Below are 17,082 nucleotides of genomic sequence, written 5' to 3' on the forward strand. Positions count from 1 at the left end.
AATGAAAAAACCCGTTCACCGGGCTTTTACACAGTTCTTATAAATAACATTATATCATGGATAAGTGCTTCTTATTCAAGAATTAACCAAGAATTAACCGAATTAAAGAAGAAATGCCCATATCAACTACTGCGAAGAAAATCGCAAAGAACACAACTGTAGCGATAACAGTCGCTGTTGAGCGGAGTAATTCATCTTTTTTAGGCCAACTTACTTTTTTCATTTCGCGACCTACATCGCCGAAAAAGTTCGTTAAACGCATCTACGGGACCTCCAGTGTATTATTTCAATTATTTATTTTGTTTCCTTGTGAACTGTATGCTTATTGCATGTTTTACAAAACTTCTTTATCTCAAGTCGCTCTACTGAGCTCGTATCTTTCATCGTAGAGTAGTTTCGATTTTTACACTCTTCACATGAGAGTACAACTTTTTTCCTCATTAGTTACACCAGCCTTGTAACGTTATGTCCCTAAAAATGTATCATACAACAAAAGACAATGTCAATGTCATGACTCTCACTCTCTTTACAAAAAGAAAACAGGTGAATTAATTTACACCTGCGGTACTTTCTATGAATTTAAATTTGTACTCTCTCTCATTTCCATATAGCGTTCCAACTTCCTTTTCACACGCTGCAATGCATTATCAATAGATTTCACATGTCTGTTTAACTGTTCTGAAATTTCTTGATAGGAACGGCCATCTAAGTATAAAGAGAGCACTTTTCTTTCTAAATCGCTTAATAATTCAGATATTTTTGATTCTATGTCGGTATATTCTTCCTGACTTATAATCATTTCTTCAGGATCAGTTACTTTCGCTTCCGAAATAACATCTAACAGTGTTCGATCAGATTCCTCATCGTAAATTGGCTTATCTAAAGACACATACGAATTTAATGGAATATGTTTTTGCCTTGTTGCTGTTTTAATAGCGGTAATAATTTGTCGAGTGATACACAGTTCAGCAAACGCTTTGAATGAAGACAGCTTGTCCTCTTTATAATCACGAATAGCTTTAAACAATCCAATCATACCTTCTTGAACAATATCTTCTCGATCGGCACCCACTAAGAAATAAGATCTTGATTTCGCGCGAACAAAGTTCTTATATTTGTGTATTAAATATTCTAGAGCGTCAGTATTACCTTTTCGAACTAACTCAACGATTGCCTCATCCTCTAAATCACGAAATGTAACGTCGCCTACACTTACGAAGCCTGCTTCCACCTTGATCCCTCCGACCGCTATTTATTTAGCAATATTATACAGTAAAAAGATAAAGAGCGTCAATGCTTCAACGCTCTCCTCTTCTTAATTTTTCTAACTTTTCTGTAATATCTTCACTAAATATCTTTCGCATGGCTGGTTGCTTTTCTTTCGTGTCTTTCGTACGTCTTCTTACTTGTTGCTCCATCGCTTGTACTTCTAATTCTAATTCACGCGCAGATTTCCGAAGGGCACCTTGTGCAAATATAACCCATTGTTCCGTATAATCAGAAGTCGCAACATATATTTGTGTATTAATATTTCTAAGTTCGATTGCCAGTTTCTCTATCTTTTCGTCCGCAGTTTGATTCTTACGCGTGAATATTACTTCTATCCGCGATTGTTTCATCTTTTTTTCAATACCATGGACTGTATAGGCATCGAAGACTATCATTACTTTCGTTCCTGTATAACCTTGATAATCCGCCATCTTATCAATAAGCGCGTCTCTTGATGATTGCAAATCTACATCCCGTAGTTCCTTCAATTCTCCCCAAGCCCCGATAATGTTGTAACCGTCAACGATTAAAATATCGTTCATTTTTTATTTACCAATTTCGTGACGTTTACGATATACCTCATACATTAACAAACTTGCGGCTACTGAAGCATTTAAGGATGTAACTTTACCAACCATTGGTAAAGTAATTAAGAAATCACATTTTTCACCAATAATACGACTCATACCTTTTCCTTCACTACCGATTACTAATCCGATTGGCATTTTACCATCTAAATTACGGTAATCTGTTTTCCCTTTGGCATCTGTACCAGCAATCCAAAGTCCACGTTCTTTTAATTCATCAATTGTACGAGATAAATTTGTTACACGCGCAACAGGAATATATTCAATTGCCCCAGTCGACGCTTTCGCAACTGACGCTGTAAGTCCTACTGCTCTTCTTTTCGGAATAATAATTCCATGAGCTCCCGTCGCATCAGCTGTACGCATAATAGAACCTAGATTATGCGGATCTTCAATTTCATCTAAAATTAAGAAGAACGGATCTTCATTACGTTTTTCTGCTACTTTAAATAAATCTTCTAGCTCAGCATATTGATATGCAGCTACTTGAGCAATTACACCTTGATGATTTCCCTCAACTAATTGATCTAATTTCTTCTTCGGTGCATGTTGCAAAATAACCTTATTTTCTTTCGCTAATGCCAGTACAATCTGTACTTGCCCTTTGGCAGCACCTTCTGCGATCCAAATTTTATTAATATCTCTCCCTGATCGTAACGCTTCAATTACAGGGTTACGTCCGATAATATATTCACTACTCATGATGATGTGCTCCCTTCCTTTTCTTCTAAAACAGCAATTGCCTTATATACAATTTCGTCTAATCTTTCACGATTATTTAATAAGTGATGATAACCGATTAGAGCTTCCAACGCTGTACTATATCGGTATGTTTGTACATCCGTATTCTTCGGAACAGTACCCGAATTCGCATTGCGCCCTCTTCTTAGTACTGCCTCTTCTTCCTCTGTCAAAAATGCCGTCTCTAATAAATGATAAACAACTTTCGCCTGTGCTTTTGCCGAAACAAAGCTCGTCCCTAAGCGATGTAATTGATTAGGGCGAACTGTTCCTTTTTGAAGAAGGTGATAGCGGATATATTGTTCATATACCGCATCACCCATATATGCTAACGCTAAGCTGTTTAATTGCTTTGCATCAATCATCTTTATCCTCTTTTCCATCTTGTACCTTGAGCGGTATCTTCTAAAATAATATTACGGTTTTTTAAATCATCGCGAATTTGATCGGATAATGCGAAATCACGATTTTTACGAGCTTCAATACGCTTTTGGATAAGCGCCTCAATTTCTTCATCAAGTAATTCTTCTTGCGCTAATTCTAATCCTAAAATATCAAATAACGTTTCAAGTTGTTTCACGTATGCTCCAATTACAACTTTAGAAGTATGTTCTTCTAATAAGTATTGATTTGCGTGATTTGCTACATTATATAATTCAGTAATCGCATTAGCCGTATTGAAATCATCATCCATTGCTTCTTCAAATGCAACCTGGAATTTTTCCATTTCAGCTAACCATTTCTCATTATGATCTGTTAAATCTGTACTACTTTCCATACGATGCTTTAAATTACCGTAGGCTGTTTTAATTCTTTCTAGCCCATTATTCGTACTTTGTAATAACTCTTCACTAAAGTTAATCGGATGACGGTAATGTACTGATAACATAAAGAATCTAATTAACTGTGGATCATATTGCTTAATGATATCGTGAACTAAAATGAAGTTTCCAAGTGACTTAGACATTTTCTCATTATCAATATTAATATATCCATTATGCATCCAGTAACGTGCAAATGTTTTTCCAGTCAACGCCTCAGACTGCGCAATTTCATTTTCATGATGAGGAAATGCCAAGTCTTGACCACCAGCGTGAATATCAATTGTATCCCCCAAATATTTACGCGCCATCGCTGAGCATTCAATATGCCATCCTGGGCGTCCTTTCCCCCATGGGCTTTCCCAGAAGATTTCTCCTTCTTTCGCAGCCTTCCATAAAGCAAAGTCAAGAGGGTCTTGTTTCTTTTCTCCTACTTCAATACGCGCACCGTGACGTAAGTCTGCGATTGGTTGATGCGATAATTTACCGTAACCCTCGAATTCTTTCGTTCTAAAGTACACATCACCTTCTGATTCATATGCATACCCTTTATTCACAAGTTCTTGAATAAATTCAATAATGATATCCATATTTTCCGTTACACGCGGATGAACCGTCGCATGTTTGCAACCCAGTGCCGTTACATCTTCAAAATAAGCTTCAACAAAACGATCTGCAATTGTTGGTACATCTTCGCCTAATTCATTTGCAGCCTTAATTAATTTATCATCCACGTCAGTAAAGTTAGATACATACTGCACATCATATCCTTTATATTCTAAGTAACGGCGCACCGTATCAAATACCATAGGTGGTCTTGCATTCCCAATGTGAATGTAGTTATAAACTGTAGGTCCGCACACATACATCTTTACCTTATTTTCTTCTAGTGGAATAAACTCTTCTTTTTGACGCGTTAACGTATTATAAATGTGAATAGTCATTTTTATCCTTCCTTTCTACCTTTACTTCAAGTTGCTTTCTCAATTTATCAAGTTCTGCTTCCATAACCTTTAATTTATCAAAAATTGGGTCCGGAAGATCAGAATGATTTAATTCTTGACCAATCTTTACTCCATTTTGAATAACGACTCGACCAGGTATGCCTACAACTGTAGAATGCGCAGGGACTTCTTTTAATACGACAGATCCTGCTCCAATTTTAGAATTCTCTCCAACCGTAATCGAGCCTAGTACTTTAGCACCTGTTGCAATTAATACATTATCCTGAATTGTAGGATGCCTCTTTCCTTTTTCTTTACCGGTACCACCTAATGTAACACCCTGATAAATTGTTACATTATCACCAATTTCACACGTTTCTCCAATCACAACTCCCATTCCATGATCAATGAAAAAACGACGACCAATAGTTGCTCCCGGATGAATCTCAATGCCAGTAAAAAAACGACTTACTTGTGAAATCCAGCGTGCAATAAAGAAAAAATTCCTTTTATAAAAAGCATGTGCAATTCGATGGGACCAAACTGCATGCAATCCAGAGTAAGTTAAAATGACTTCGAAATAACTTCGTGCCGCTGGATCCTGTTCAAAAACGACTCCAATATCTTCCCGAAGCCTCTTAAACATCGATGTTCCCTCCCCTTTATGGGCTGCTTTTTTCGAATGAACTAACTCCCTTAACTCCCCACTTCCCCTAAATCTTTATACAAGGAGATAAAACTTATACTCATAACCTATTTTGGTATAAAAAAAAGACGCCTCTGTCATATCGACAGAGACGCCTTTTAAGCGCGGTTCCACTCTGTTTAGGCTAAAGAAAGCCTCAAACTCATCCATGATAACGGTTTACACCGCTTCTGCTTACTTTCCGCCCTAAGACGTTCTACGAAATAATTCGCTGTTCAACAGAAGACTCGAAGGGGCATTTCAAAAATCCGCTTATAAACCACTCCCAGCCTAAAGGTGGTTCTCTCTGTAAAAAGCCTGATTTTCTACTTCTCCTTCTCGTCGCTTTTCCTTATTAGGTTTTAAGTATACTTATTATATTTCTAAATCTAGAAAATGTTAACCAATTACTTTTTGAATACGATTTAAAACTTTTTCTTTTCCAAGAAGAGCAATCGCATTAGGAAGTTCTGGGCCATGCGTTTGTCCAGTAGTAGCAACACGGATTGGCATAAATAAGTTTTTACCTTTATGTCCTGTTTCCTTTTGAACTGCTTTAATAGAAGCTTTAACTGCTGCTGGCTCCAGCGCTTCTAGAGCTTCTAATTGACCAGCAAATGCACGAAGTACTTCAGGTACTTGCTCACCTTTCAATACTTCCTGTCCTTCTTCTTCATGATCAACATGATCTTTAAAGAACATTTCAGAAAGCTCTACAATTTCAGCTCCAAAGCTCATTTGGTCATGATATAAAGCAATTACATCACGAACCCAAGCTTGTTCTTGTTCGCTTAAGTTTTCACCTACGCGACCAGCCTTCACTAAATGCGGTAAGCTTAGTTCAACAACCGTATCTAATTCTTGCTTTTTCATATATTGGTTGTTCATCCATTTTAGTTTTTGAGAATCAAACAATGCAGGTGATTTCGATAAACGAGCTGCATCAAACATTTTGATAAACTCATCTTGAGAGAAGATTTCATCTTCTCCTACCGGCGACCAACCTAGTAGTGCGATAAAGTTAAAGATTGCTTCTGGAAGATATCCAAGCTCTTTATATTGCTCAATAAATTGAATAATAGATTCATCACGCTTACTTAATTTTTTACGGCTTTCATTTACAATTAAAGTCATATGACCAAACCTCGGGATATCCCAACCGAAAGCTTCGTAAATCATCATTTGTTTTGGCGTGTTTGAAATATGATCATCACCACGAAGTACGTGTGTAATTTCCATTAAGTGATCATCTACTGCTACCGCAAAGTTATAAGTTGGAATACCATCTTTTTTCACGATAACGAAATCGCCAAAATCATTTGAATGGAATGCCACTTCGTCTTTTACGATATCTTTAAACGTGTAGTCACGATCAGCAGGTACACGGAAACGAATACTTGGAATGCGGCCTTCAGCCTCAAATCCTTTCATTTGCTCCTCAGTTAAATCACGGTGATTTCCAGCATAACGCGGTGTTTCACCACGAGCGATTTGACCTTCACGCTCTGCTTCTAGCTCTTCTTCTGTCATATAACATTTGTAAGCTAAACCACGCTCTAATAAATCTACATATAATTTTTTATAAATATCTAAACGTTCTGTTTGACGATATGGTCCAAATTCACCACCAACATCAACACCTTCATCCCAGTCCATACCGAGCCATTTCAAGTATTTTAATTGGCTTTCTTCTCCACCAGCAACATTACGCTTTACATCAGTATCTTCAATACGAATAATAAACTTACCATCTTGATGACGAGCAAATAAATAATTAAATAATGCCGTACGCGCATTTCCGATATGTAAGTGTCCTGTTGGACTTGGCGCATAGCGCACTCTCACTTGCTTTTCCATAATTGGTACACCTTCCATTCTTAATGTCTACACATTTTATAATTGTACAACAAAAAAATGTGATTATCCATCTTACGAATTAAAAACCATTATTTTTTCTGCAATAATACGACTGCTTGAGAAGCAATCCCTTCTTCTCTACCTGTAAATCCTAATTTTTCTGTTGTTGTTGCTTTTACATTAATATTATCAACAGACGTTTCTAATAGTTCACTAATACGTTTGCGCATGCTTTCAATATGCGGTGCCATTTTTGGCTTTTGGGCAATAATTGTACAATCTAGATTTCCTAGCTCGTAACCTTGTTCACGCACAAATTCCCAAACTTTCTGTAACAATATAGCTGAATCTGCATCTTTAAAGGCAGGATCTGTGTCAGGAAAATGCTTTCCAATATCTCCTGCCGCAATTGCTCCTAAACACGCGTCAGCAATCGTATGTAACAATACATCCGCATCCGAGTGACCGATTAATCCTTTCTCATGAGGAATTGTAATTCCGCCGATAATTAATGGTCTACCTTCCGCAAATTCATGTACGTCAAAACCTTGTCCAATTCGAAACATTCTTTGTATCCTCCTCAAGCTAAACTACTGAGCTTTATGATTCTATATTATATCGCTATCCCTATAAAGAAAAGCCCGGCCGTTGCCGAGCTTTTCTTTACTATAATGCCATCACTACTATTTCTTCTGAACATGAAGGAAACTTTCAGCAATTAGCAAATCCTCCGGAGTCGTCACTTTAATATTATAGTAACTCCCCTCTACTACGCCTACTGGCTTCCCGATACGTTCTACGAGACTTGCATCATCTGTACCAAGGAAACAACTCTGCTTTGCACTTCTATGAGCTTCTAATAACAGAGGAACAGAGAACCCTTGCGGTGTTTGAACTGCTTTAAGCTGAGAACGTTCTACCGTTTCAACAACAACACTCTGTTCTACTTTCTTAACTGTATCCTTCACTGGCACTGCACAAATGGAAGCACCATATTTTTCTGCTGCAGTTAATACATCTTGAACCATTTTATTCGTTACGAACGGGCGCGCACCATCGTGCACGAGAACATACTCAACTCCACTCACATGATGCAGTGCATTATATACGCTATCTTGTCTTTCAGCTCCGCCCTGAATAAATTGCACCTGTTTTCCAACTGGGTACTTCTGTATTAACTCCTCAAAATAAGGACGTTCCTCTTCATTAATTGCCATAATAATACTTTCACATGCTGTATCTTTTTCAAAAGCACGTAATGTATGCACAATAATCGGTACTTCATTTATAAGTAAGAACAACTTATTTTTGCCAGCACCCATCCGTTTTCCTTGACCCGCTGCTGGAATAATTAATGTATACATATTAAAAATCCTCTACTTATAATGCTTTTTCTAATAATTTACGTTTTGCGAATATCATACGACCAGCCGATGTTTGCAATACACTTGTAACAAGTACATTGAGTTGTGAACCGACATATTCTCTACCGTCTTCTACTACAATCATCGTGCCATCATCTAAATATGCAACACCTTGATTTTGTTCTTTACCATCTTTCACAACATAAACACTTAGTTCTTCGCCAGGGAGTACAACTGGTTTAATTGCATTTGCTAAATCGTTAATGTTTAATACTGTTACCCCTTGTAATTCAGAAACTTTATTTAAGTTGAAATCATTTGTTACAACAGTTCCACCGGTGATTTTCGCTAACTTTACAAGCTTGCTATCCACCTCTTGGATATCCTCGAAATCGCCTTCATAAATTTCTACCGGAATTGGCATCTCTTTTTGAATACGATTTAAAATGTCTAACCCTCTGCGACCACGATTACGCTTTAACGCATCGGAAGAATCGGCAATATGCTGAAGCTCTTCTAATACGAATTGTGGAATCACAATTGTTCCTTCTAAAAACTTTGTTTGGCAAATATCAGCAATACGTCCATCAATAATTACACTCGTATCGAGAATCTTCCAGTGAGCTGTAGACTTCTCTACTTCTCCCTCGGCCTCTTCAGCCTCACTATTGTTCTTTTTCTTACCACCACGTTGCGGTAATGTAAATAATCCTAGCAATTCATTTCTCTTTTTAAACCCTACTTGGAACCCTAAATATCCAAGTAAAAGGGTAAAGAACACTTGCAATACTGTACTAATGACTGGGATTGTAAATTCACGAATTGGTATTAAAATTAAATATGCAACAATAAGACCAGAGATCAACCCTAATGTACCAAATAAAACATCTGCTACTGGCGCCTTTACAAGGGCCTCTTCGATATGCTTAATAAGTTGAACAATATAATCTACAAGCCAAAATGTTGTTAAAAATAAAATAATTGCACCAATAACTGCCCGAACATACGATCCTTCAAGCCATGGAACAGCACCTATGTCCAATACATTAATAACTTTTGGGATTAAGAAAATCCCTAATGCTCCCCCGATCACTAAAAAGAAGAGCTGTACGATCCGTTTTAACATCCAACCACCTCCTACTCATTATTAACCATTGTTTTGCTAATCAAAACGCCGAATGCAAAAGCGGACGTGTTTTTTTTTATAAATAGTTTTATTTACCAATATACCATATCATATACCAAAAATGTTCTAGTGTCGTTATATTATGGAATCAATGTAATATTCTTAATTGTGTCTACTCATATAGAGATGCTCTTGAATTCTTTTTAGGCCTTCTCGTATTTTCTTCGCTCTAACTTCTCCAATTCCTTCCACATCATCCAATTCATTTATAGTTGCGCGACAAACACCTTGCAACGTTTTAAAGCGATTAATTAAATTTTCAATGATAAGTGGTGGAACGCGAGAAATTTTGCTTGCGATTCGGTATCCTCTCGGTGTCACACTTTCCTCTAAGCTCATTTGTCCTGGATAACCAAGCAACTTAACTAAATCGCTATCCTCTAGAAGTTGTGTATTTGCAAGATCTTGTAACTTCTTCAAAATTTGATGGTGATCTTGCGTTTTCTCTTGATAGTAATCCTTAATCAATAGCGCCGCCTCTGCTTCTAAATCAGCTAGTAATTCTGTGAGTTGTAAACGAATTAATCTTCCTTCTGTTCCTAACTCATGAATGTAGCTCAATATTTCATTTTTAATACGCAGTACCATTTCAACACTATGTAAAACATGAACTACCTCGGACATTGTAACAACCTCTTCAAATTCTAGAATGCCCAAATTCGTAATCCCATCATTCCATACAGCTTTATATTTTTCTAACGTTTGAATAGCTTGATTTGCCTTTGTTAAAATTACACCTATATCTTTTAGTGTATAACGTAAGTTCCCTTGATATAGTGTAATTACGTTACGTCTTTGTGAAATAGCCACAACAAGGCTAGCCGTCTGCTTTGCTACACGCTCTGCCGTTCGATGACGCATACCTGTTTCAATAGAATCAATGGATGGATCTGGAACTAATTGTGCATTTGCAATTAAAATTTTGCTCCCAGTTTCATTTAAAATAAGTGCCCCATCCATTTTTGCTAATTCATATAAACTAGCTGGTGAGAATGCACAATTAATGTGAAATCCTCCATCAACAATACTTTTAATCTGCTCATTATACCCAAGAACAATTAGCCCTCCAGTTTGCGCACGAAGTACGTTATCTATCCCTTCGCGTAGTGGTGTTCCTGGGGCAACGAGCTGTAGAATGTTAATCATACTTTTGACACGTTGCTTGTTTTCCTCCATAGCCTAGCCTCCTAATGTCAAACGAAGCGCTTCTCCTAAATTAGAAACACCCACTACCTCAATCCCATCTGGAATTGTCCATCCTCCCAAATTTTTTCTAGGAATAATAGCACGTTGAAATCCTAATTTTGCTGCTTCTTGTACACGTTGTTCAATTCTTGATACTCTTCTTATTTCTCCAGTTAGGCCTACTTCTCCTATTACCGCATCGGTTGGTGCAGTAGGTTTATCTCTGAAACTTGAAGCAATACTTAATGCAACGGCTAAATCGATTGCTGGTTCATCTAATTTCAAACCACCCGCGACTTTTAAATAAGCATCTTGATTTTGCAACAATAAACCGGTTCTTTTTTCTAAAACTGCCATAATAAGCGAAACGCGGTTATGATCAATTCCCGTCGCCATTCTTCGAGGATTTCCAAAACTAGTAGGAGAGATTAATGCTTGTATTTCTACTAAAACCGGTCTTGTTCCTTCCATTGAAGCAACCACTGTGGATCCTGCAACTCCAACTGGACGTTCCTCAAGGAAAATTTCAGAAGGGTTTAGTACTTCTGCAAGACCTAGCTCCTTCATTTCAAAGATACCCATTTCATTTGTCGAACCAAAACGGTTTTTCACAGCTCGCAAAATACGATATGTATGGTGACGATCTCCTTCAAAGTAAAGAACTGCATCGACCATATGTTCTAGCATACGTGGTCCTGCAATTGCCCCTTCTTTTGTCACATGTCCGACTATAAAAATAGGAATCCCTTTCGTCTTTGCAAGTTTCATTAATTCCGCTGTACATTCACGTACTTGCGCGACACTTCCTGGGGCTGACGTCACTTCAGGTAAATGTATCGTTTGAATGGAGTCAATAACAACAAAAGCTGGATTCATCTCTTCAATGTGCGATGCAATTCGCTGTAAATCAGTCTCTGCTACAACAAATAGATTACTACCCTTTACATGCAAACGATCTGCACGAAGTTTAATCTGCTTTGCCGACTCCTCACCCGATATATATAGTACATCATATGAAGAATCTGCTAATTGCGATGAAATCTGTAATAGCAATGTTGATTTTCCAATCCCGGGGTCTCCACCAATAAGTACTAAGGACCCATCTACAATCCCACCACCAAGTACACGGTTAAACTCTTGGAATTTCGTTTCAATACGCGCCTCTGACTTTGTTTCCACTTCTGTTAGGCGTCTTGGTTTTGTTACTTCTGATTGGATTGCATTGGCATAATTAAGGCGTCTTGATGATACAACCGGTTCCATCTCTTCAACAAGCGTATTCCATTGACCACATCCAGGACATTTCCCCATATATTTTGGTGACTGATAACCACATTCTTGACATGTAAACTTTGTTTTCTTTTTAGCCATATCTTTTTATAGTTCACTTCACTTTCATCTATAAACGTTTATCCTTCTCGTACAAGAAAGAGGGCTATCGCGTAGCCCTCTTTGTTTGTCTATACTTATTTTACCTTTTCCGCACTATGAATGACAAATGATTCTCCTTCTACATCAAAGATAACTTTTTGTCCTTTCTCAATAGCGCCTTTTAACAGTTCTTCTGACAGTCTATCTTCCACATGCTTCTGAATTGCCCTACGAAGTGGACGAGCACCGTACTCACGATCAAATCCTTTATCAGCAATCGCTGCAATCGCTCCTTCTGTTAGGTGTAATTCAATCTCTTGTTCTTTTAGGCGCTTCACTAACTGATTAACCATAAGTGTTACAATCTCTTGAATATGTTTTTTCTCAAGCATATGGAACACGATAATTTCATCAATACGGTTTAAGAATTCTGGACGGAATGCCTTTTTCAGTTCATCCATTACTTTACCTTTCATATCTGAATAATCGCGCCCCTCATCTTGTACGTTAAAGCCAAGATGTTTATTACGTTTTAACGCATCTGCACCGACGTTAGACGTCATAATAACAATTGTATTACGGAAATCAACTGTACGCCCTTTAGAATCCGTTAAACGACCATCTTCTAATACTTGTAGTAAAATATTAAACACATCAGGATGAGCTTTCTCTACCTCATCTAATAGGACAACCGAATATGGCTTACGACGAACTTTCTCTGTTAATTGTCCACCTTCTTCATATCCAACATATCCTGGAGGAGATCCAACTAAACGAGAAGTAGAATGCTTCTCCATGTACTCAGACATATCGATACGAATCATCGCATCCTCATCACCGAACATAGATTCCGCTAACGCTCTTGCAAGTTCCGTTTTACCTACACCTGTTGGTCCTAAGAAAATAAATGAACCAATTGGGCGCTTCGGATCTTTTAATCCTGCTCTTGCACGGCGAACAGCTTTTGCCACAGCTACGACTGCTTCATCTTGACCAATTAAACGATCATGTAAAATCGATTCTAAGTTTAATAATTTATCCGTCTCTGTTTGTGCAAGTTTAGAAACTGGGATACGTGTCCATGTGGAAACGACATTTGCAATGTCTTCTACTGTTACTTCTGAATTTTCTTTTCCTTGTTGCTCTTTCCACTGGCGTTTTGTATCTTCTAACTTTTCACGTAAACGTTGTTCCATATCACGTAAGGAAGCAGCTTTTTCAAATTCTTGACTTTGTACAGCTGCATCTTTTTCTTTTCTAATTTCTTCAAGCTTCACTTCAAGCTCTTTTAAGTTCGGTGGTGTTGTATAAGAACGTAAACGTACTTTTGATGCAGCCTCATCAATTAAATCAATTGCTTTATCAGGTAAGAAACGATCTGTAATATAACGATCTGAAAGTTTTACAGCCGCATCGATTGCATCATCTGTAATAGATACACGGTGATGCGCCTCGTAACGATCACGTAAACCTTTCAAAATTTGAATTGATTCCTCTAAACTCGGCTCATCAACGTGGATCGGCTGGAAACGTCTCTCTAAAGCTGCGTCTTTTTCAATATATTTACGATATTCATCTAAAGTTGTCGCCCCAATACATTGCAATTCACCACGAGCTAGAGATGGTTTTAAAATATTTGATGCATCAATTGCACCTTCTGCTCCACCTGCGCCAATTAATGTATGAAGCTCATCAATAAATAGAATAATATTGCCTGCTTGACGAATTTCATCCATCACTTTCTTTAAACGGTCTTCAAATTCACCACGATATTTCGTTCCAGCTACAACTGTCCCCATATCTAATGTCATAACACGCTTATCTCTTAAAGTTTCAGGAACTTCATTATTTACAATTTGCTGTGCTAATCCTTCTGCAATTGCTGTCTTACCTACACCAGGTTCTCCAATTAATACTGGATTGTTTTTTGTTCTACGGCTTAACACTTCAATTACACGTTGAATTTCTTTACTACGTCCAATAACAGGATCTAAACGATTTTCACGTGCCACAACTGTTAAATCACGCGCTAAACTATCAAGCGTCGGTGTATTTGCATTTGTTGACGAACCGCCTTGGTGACCTGAACTAGCTTCGTTACTTCCAAGAAGTTGCAATACTTGTTGTCTTGCCTTGTTTAGACTTACACCTAAATTATTTAAAACACGTGCCGCTACCCCTTCACCTTCACGGATTAAACCAAGTAAAACATGTTCTGTTCCAACGTAGGAATGGCCTAACTTACGCGCTTCATCCATGGACAACTCAATAACCTTTTTAGCACGAGGTGTGTAATGTACTGTTTGTGAAGCTTCTGTTCCACGCCCAATTAATGCTTCTACCTCTTTTTGAACTTTCTCTGGACTTAATCCAAGAGCAATTAACGCTTTTGCTGCAATCCCTTCGCCTTCGCGTACAAGCCCAAGTAAAATATGTTCTGTACCAATATTATTATGCCCAATGCGAATTGCTTCCTCTTGAGATAAAGCTAATACTTTCTGTGCTCGTTCTGTAAACCTTCCAAACATCATAGAAATCGCCTCCTACTTGCGCTTAGTTTTGTTCAATACGTAATCGCTCACGGATTAAGGTTGCTCTCCGATAATCTCTTTCTTCTGGTCCTAAGGGCCCTCCTGCATATTGCTGCAAAATGCCTGGCTGAGTAAGGACCATTAACTCAGTCAAAATATTTCTTGATATCCCTTTTATATATCCTAGGTCAATACCAAGTCGTACATCTGATAAACAAGTAGCCGCTTCCGCAGATTGGATTAAACGACTATTGGAGAGTATACCGTAAGAACGATATACTTTATCTTCAAGCTCAATGCTCGAATTTTGTACGATTAATTCTCTAGCTATTTTTTCTTGTTGTATAATTTGTTGAATGACACTCTTTAAATCTGCAATAATATCTTCTTCTGCTTTACCTAGTGTCATTTGATTGGACACTTGAAATATATTACCTAACGCTTCGCTACCTTCACCGTATATTCCTCTTACTACTAACCCTAATTTTTGAATTACTTGTATAATACGGTTAATCCTTTTCGTTAAAACCAGTCCTGGTAAATGAATCATTACAGAGGCCCTTAATCCTGTACCAACGTTAGTAGGACAACTCGTAATATATCCAAGTGATTCATCAAAAGCGTATTCAACCTCTTCCTCTATCCAATTATCTATTTGATTAGCACTTTGAAGCGCCTTTGATAACTGTAACCCTGAGAATAAGCACTGAATCCTAACGTGATCCTCTTCATTAAGCATGACACTAATATGTTCACTTTCTGATAGTAAACATGCTCCGTATTCTGTTCCTGCAAGATTTGGACTAATTAAATGTTTCTCAACTAAAACCCTCCTTTGAAGAGGATTTAATTCATTCATTTTTAATAGTTCAAACTTCCCAAAAGGTTCTACCGGTTTATTTACAAACTTCTTCTTAAATAATTCATGAATCTGTTTAGCTTCTTTCTCGTTTTGCATAGTAGAGAATTGATATTTTTTTAAATTACGAGCCAAACGAATTCGACTACTTAAAACAATATCAGAATCAGGGCCATCTCCCTTCATCCACGGACTAATTGCTTCGTTCATAATTTTGTCCAGTGACATAGAACTATTCCCCCTCTCTATGCTCACTAAGCTGATTTTCAAGACCTCGAATTTCATCTCGTATTTCAGCTGCTTTCTCAAACTCCTCTTTTTGTACAGATTGCTTCAGAGTGAGTTTTAGTTCATCTAATTCTTTCTTCAGGTGGATATTTCCTTCTATACGCTCTGGAATTTTTCCACAATGATCTGTATGTCCACCGTGTAGACGTTTTAATAATGGTTTTAAATGCTCTTTAAATGTATCGTAACAAGAAGCACAACCAAAGCGTCCCACTTTTGTAAATTGTTCATATGTCATCTTACAATCTGGACATCTTAGTATATTTGTATTTGAAAATGTATTTTGTCCTTCTTCAAACATTGCTGATTCACCATGTAATAACCCAGCTAATAGGTCATGGAATGAAAAATTAGACTGCTGTGATTGAAAGAAAGACGTATAGCCACTTTGTTCTGCACATTGCTCACAAAGATGAACTTCCGCCTTTTTCTCGTTGATTACTTTTGTATAATGTAAAGTTGCTGGTCTTATATTACAATTTTGACAAGTCATCGCTATCCCCACCTTTACAACAGGAACGATCTATCTCATGATACTTTTCATACATTACTAGATTGTTCTCTTTCCTTAATCCATTTAATAAAAGCACATGTTACCTTTCAAAATCTCTACAATATTAAACTGCATTATCTTAGTTATCATTTTTTACAAAAGTTATATTTATTTATATTTCAGTGTTCTCAACATTGCGCATAATATTCGAGCCCTAAGTTCATCTCGAGAAGGAACATCCATTAATAATACCGAACGATCTAGTACACTTAACATAAGTTTAGCTTCACGATTTGTTATGATGCCCTCTTCTATTAAACGTATAACCATACTTTCTGCATTTCCTTGTGCAACGCTATGATCAATCATATGAAGCATTTGATCAATAATGTCTATATCGTCATGCAGTTTGACTTTTATAATGCGAATGTAACCTCCTCCACCTCGTTTACTTTCTACTACGAATCCTCTTTCTAACGTAAAACGGGTATTGATTACATAGTTGATTTGAGACGGAACACAATCGAATCGATCCGCGATCTCATTCCTCTTGATTTCAATCACATTATTATTACTTAAGTCAATAACTTGCTTTAGATATTTCTCAATGATATCAGATATATTTCTCATTTATCCGCCACCTTTATTGACTTTGACTATCTTTGACTTTAATTATATACGTATTAAAAAAATTTGCAACTCTTTTGCTTATTCACTATCCTAGCCACATTTCACAGTCTTTAATCAAAAGGACGATTCTTTAAGTAAAGATTTTTTAAATTACTATGAATTATAAAAGAAAACACGAAAAAACACGAGTCAAATGACTCGTGTTTTAGTTGCTTGGCGACGTCCTACTCTCACAGGGACAAGGTCCCAACTACCATCGGCGCTAGAGAGC

Annotated in this window: 18 protein-coding genes and 1 other annotated feature; all 18 genes read right to left on the reverse strand. The window is 37.3% G+C overall.

Features of this window, described 5'->3' with window-relative positions; genetic code table 11:
• Positions 1-82 precede the first annotated feature (82 nt).
• A complete protein-coding gene (secE, locus tag BAU23_RS00290) occupies positions 83-262 on the reverse strand; it encodes a preprotein translocase subunit SecE (RefSeq protein WP_001241321.1) in 180 nt (59 codons plus the stop codon).
• 32 nt (positions 263-294) lie between these two features.
• Positions 295-441, reverse strand: a complete 147-nt coding sequence (gene rpmG / locus BAU23_RS00295) for a 50S ribosomal protein L33 (protein ID WP_012260172.1) — start codon at positions 439-441, stop codon at positions 295-297.
• A gap of 130 nt (positions 442-571) precedes the next feature.
• On the reverse strand, positions 572-1,231 hold the full coding sequence (locus tag BAU23_RS00300; protein ID WP_000387197.1) for an RNA polymerase factor sigma-70: 660 nt from the start codon (positions 1,229-1,231) through the stop codon (positions 572-574).
• Positions 1,232-1,298: 67 nt separating this feature from the next.
• Entirely contained in the window at positions 1,299-1,811 is a 513-nt protein-coding gene (locus BAU23_RS00305; RefSeq protein ID WP_000997890.1) for an NYN domain-containing protein, read from the reverse strand.
• A 3-nt stretch (positions 1,812-1,814) separates the two neighbouring features.
• Positions 1,815-2,558 carry a 23S rRNA (guanosine(2251)-2'-O)-methyltransferase RlmB gene (gene rlmB, locus BAU23_RS00310; protein WP_000093762.1) on the reverse strand — a complete coding sequence of 248 codons (744 nt, stop codon included), beginning with the start codon at positions 2,556-2,558 and terminating at the stop codon, positions 1,815-1,817.
• Positions 2,555-2,962 (reverse strand): Mini-ribonuclease 3, encoded by a 408-nt coding sequence (locus BAU23_RS00315; protein WP_000564269.1) that lies wholly within the window; start codon positions 2,960-2,962, stop codon positions 2,555-2,557. The genes rlmB and BAU23_RS00315 overlap by 4 nt, the downstream gene beginning before the upstream one ends.
• Before the next feature lie 2 nt (positions 2,963-2,964).
• Positions 2,965-4,362: a cysteine--tRNA ligase gene (gene cysS / locus BAU23_RS00320; RefSeq protein ID WP_071733277.1), complete on the reverse strand. Its 1,398-nt coding sequence runs from the start codon at positions 4,360-4,362 to the stop codon at positions 2,965-2,967.
• On the reverse strand, positions 4,343-5,008 hold the full coding sequence (gene cysE, locus BAU23_RS00325; RefSeq protein WP_000476504.1) for a serine O-acetyltransferase: 666 nt from the start codon (positions 5,006-5,008) through the stop codon (positions 4,343-4,345). Before cysE ends, cysS begins: the two co-directional genes overlap by 20 nt.
• Before the next feature lie 144 nt (positions 5,009-5,152).
• Positions 5,153-5,399 (reverse strand) — a binding site (T-box leader).
• Positions 5,400-5,446: 47 nt separating this feature from the next.
• The gene (gltX, locus tag BAU23_RS00330) at positions 5,447-6,904 is read right to left on the reverse strand and encodes a glutamate--tRNA ligase (protein ID WP_000415162.1); all 1,458 of its coding nucleotides are present in this window, start codon (positions 6,902-6,904) and stop codon (positions 5,447-5,449) included.
• 89 nt (positions 6,905-6,993) lie between these two features.
• Positions 6,994-7,470 (reverse strand): 2-C-methyl-D-erythritol 2,4-cyclodiphosphate synthase, encoded by a 477-nt coding sequence (gene ispF, locus BAU23_RS00335; RefSeq protein WP_000488381.1) that lies wholly within the window; start codon positions 7,468-7,470, stop codon positions 6,994-6,996.
• A 117-nt stretch (positions 7,471-7,587) separates the two neighbouring features.
• A complete protein-coding gene (gene ispD, locus BAU23_RS00340) occupies positions 7,588-8,268 on the reverse strand; it encodes a 2-C-methyl-D-erythritol 4-phosphate cytidylyltransferase (protein WP_000288301.1) in 681 nt (226 codons plus the stop codon).
• Between the two features lie 16 nt (positions 8,269-8,284).
• Positions 8,285-9,394: a PIN/TRAM domain-containing protein gene (locus tag BAU23_RS00345; protein ID WP_000919674.1), complete on the reverse strand. Its 1,110-nt coding sequence runs from the start codon at positions 9,392-9,394 to the stop codon at positions 8,285-8,287.
• Between the two features lie 162 nt (positions 9,395-9,556).
• The gene (gene disA / locus BAU23_RS00350; RefSeq protein WP_000392161.1) at positions 9,557-10,630 is read right to left on the reverse strand and encodes a DNA integrity scanning diadenylate cyclase DisA; all 1,074 of its coding nucleotides are present in this window, start codon (positions 10,628-10,630) and stop codon (positions 9,557-9,559) included.
• A gap of 3 nt (positions 10,631-10,633) precedes the next feature.
• Entirely contained in the window at positions 10,634-12,010 is a 1,377-nt protein-coding gene (radA, locus tag BAU23_RS00355) for a DNA repair protein RadA (protein ID WP_001085206.1), read from the reverse strand.
• A 95-nt stretch (positions 12,011-12,105) separates the two neighbouring features.
• Entirely contained in the window at positions 12,106-14,541 is a 2,436-nt protein-coding gene (clpC, locus tag BAU23_RS00360) for an ATP-dependent protease ATP-binding subunit ClpC (protein WP_000971189.1), read from the reverse strand.
• A gap of 22 nt (positions 14,542-14,563) precedes the next feature.
• Positions 14,564-15,628, reverse strand: a complete 1,065-nt coding sequence (locus BAU23_RS00365; RefSeq protein ID WP_000050844.1) for a protein-arginine kinase McsB — start codon at positions 15,626-15,628, stop codon at positions 14,564-14,566.
• A 4-nt stretch (positions 15,629-15,632) separates the two neighbouring features.
• Positions 15,633-16,181 carry a protein-arginine kinase activator protein McsA gene (locus BAU23_RS00370; protein WP_000128379.1) on the reverse strand — a complete coding sequence of 183 codons (549 nt, stop codon included), beginning with the start codon at positions 16,179-16,181 and terminating at the stop codon, positions 15,633-15,635.
• 168 nt (positions 16,182-16,349) lie between these two features.
• Positions 16,350-16,811, reverse strand: coding sequence for a transcriptional regulator CtsR (gene ctsR, locus BAU23_RS00375; protein WP_001244553.1), 462 nt, complete (start codon positions 16,809-16,811; stop codon positions 16,350-16,352).
• Between the last annotated feature and the right edge of the window lie 271 nt (positions 16,812-17,082).

Origin of the sequence: Bacillus nitratireducens (genome assembly GCF_001884135.1) — a bacterium.
GTDB classification, from domain to species: Bacteria; Bacillota; Bacilli; order Bacillales; family Bacillaceae_G; genus Bacillus_A; species Bacillus_A nitratireducens.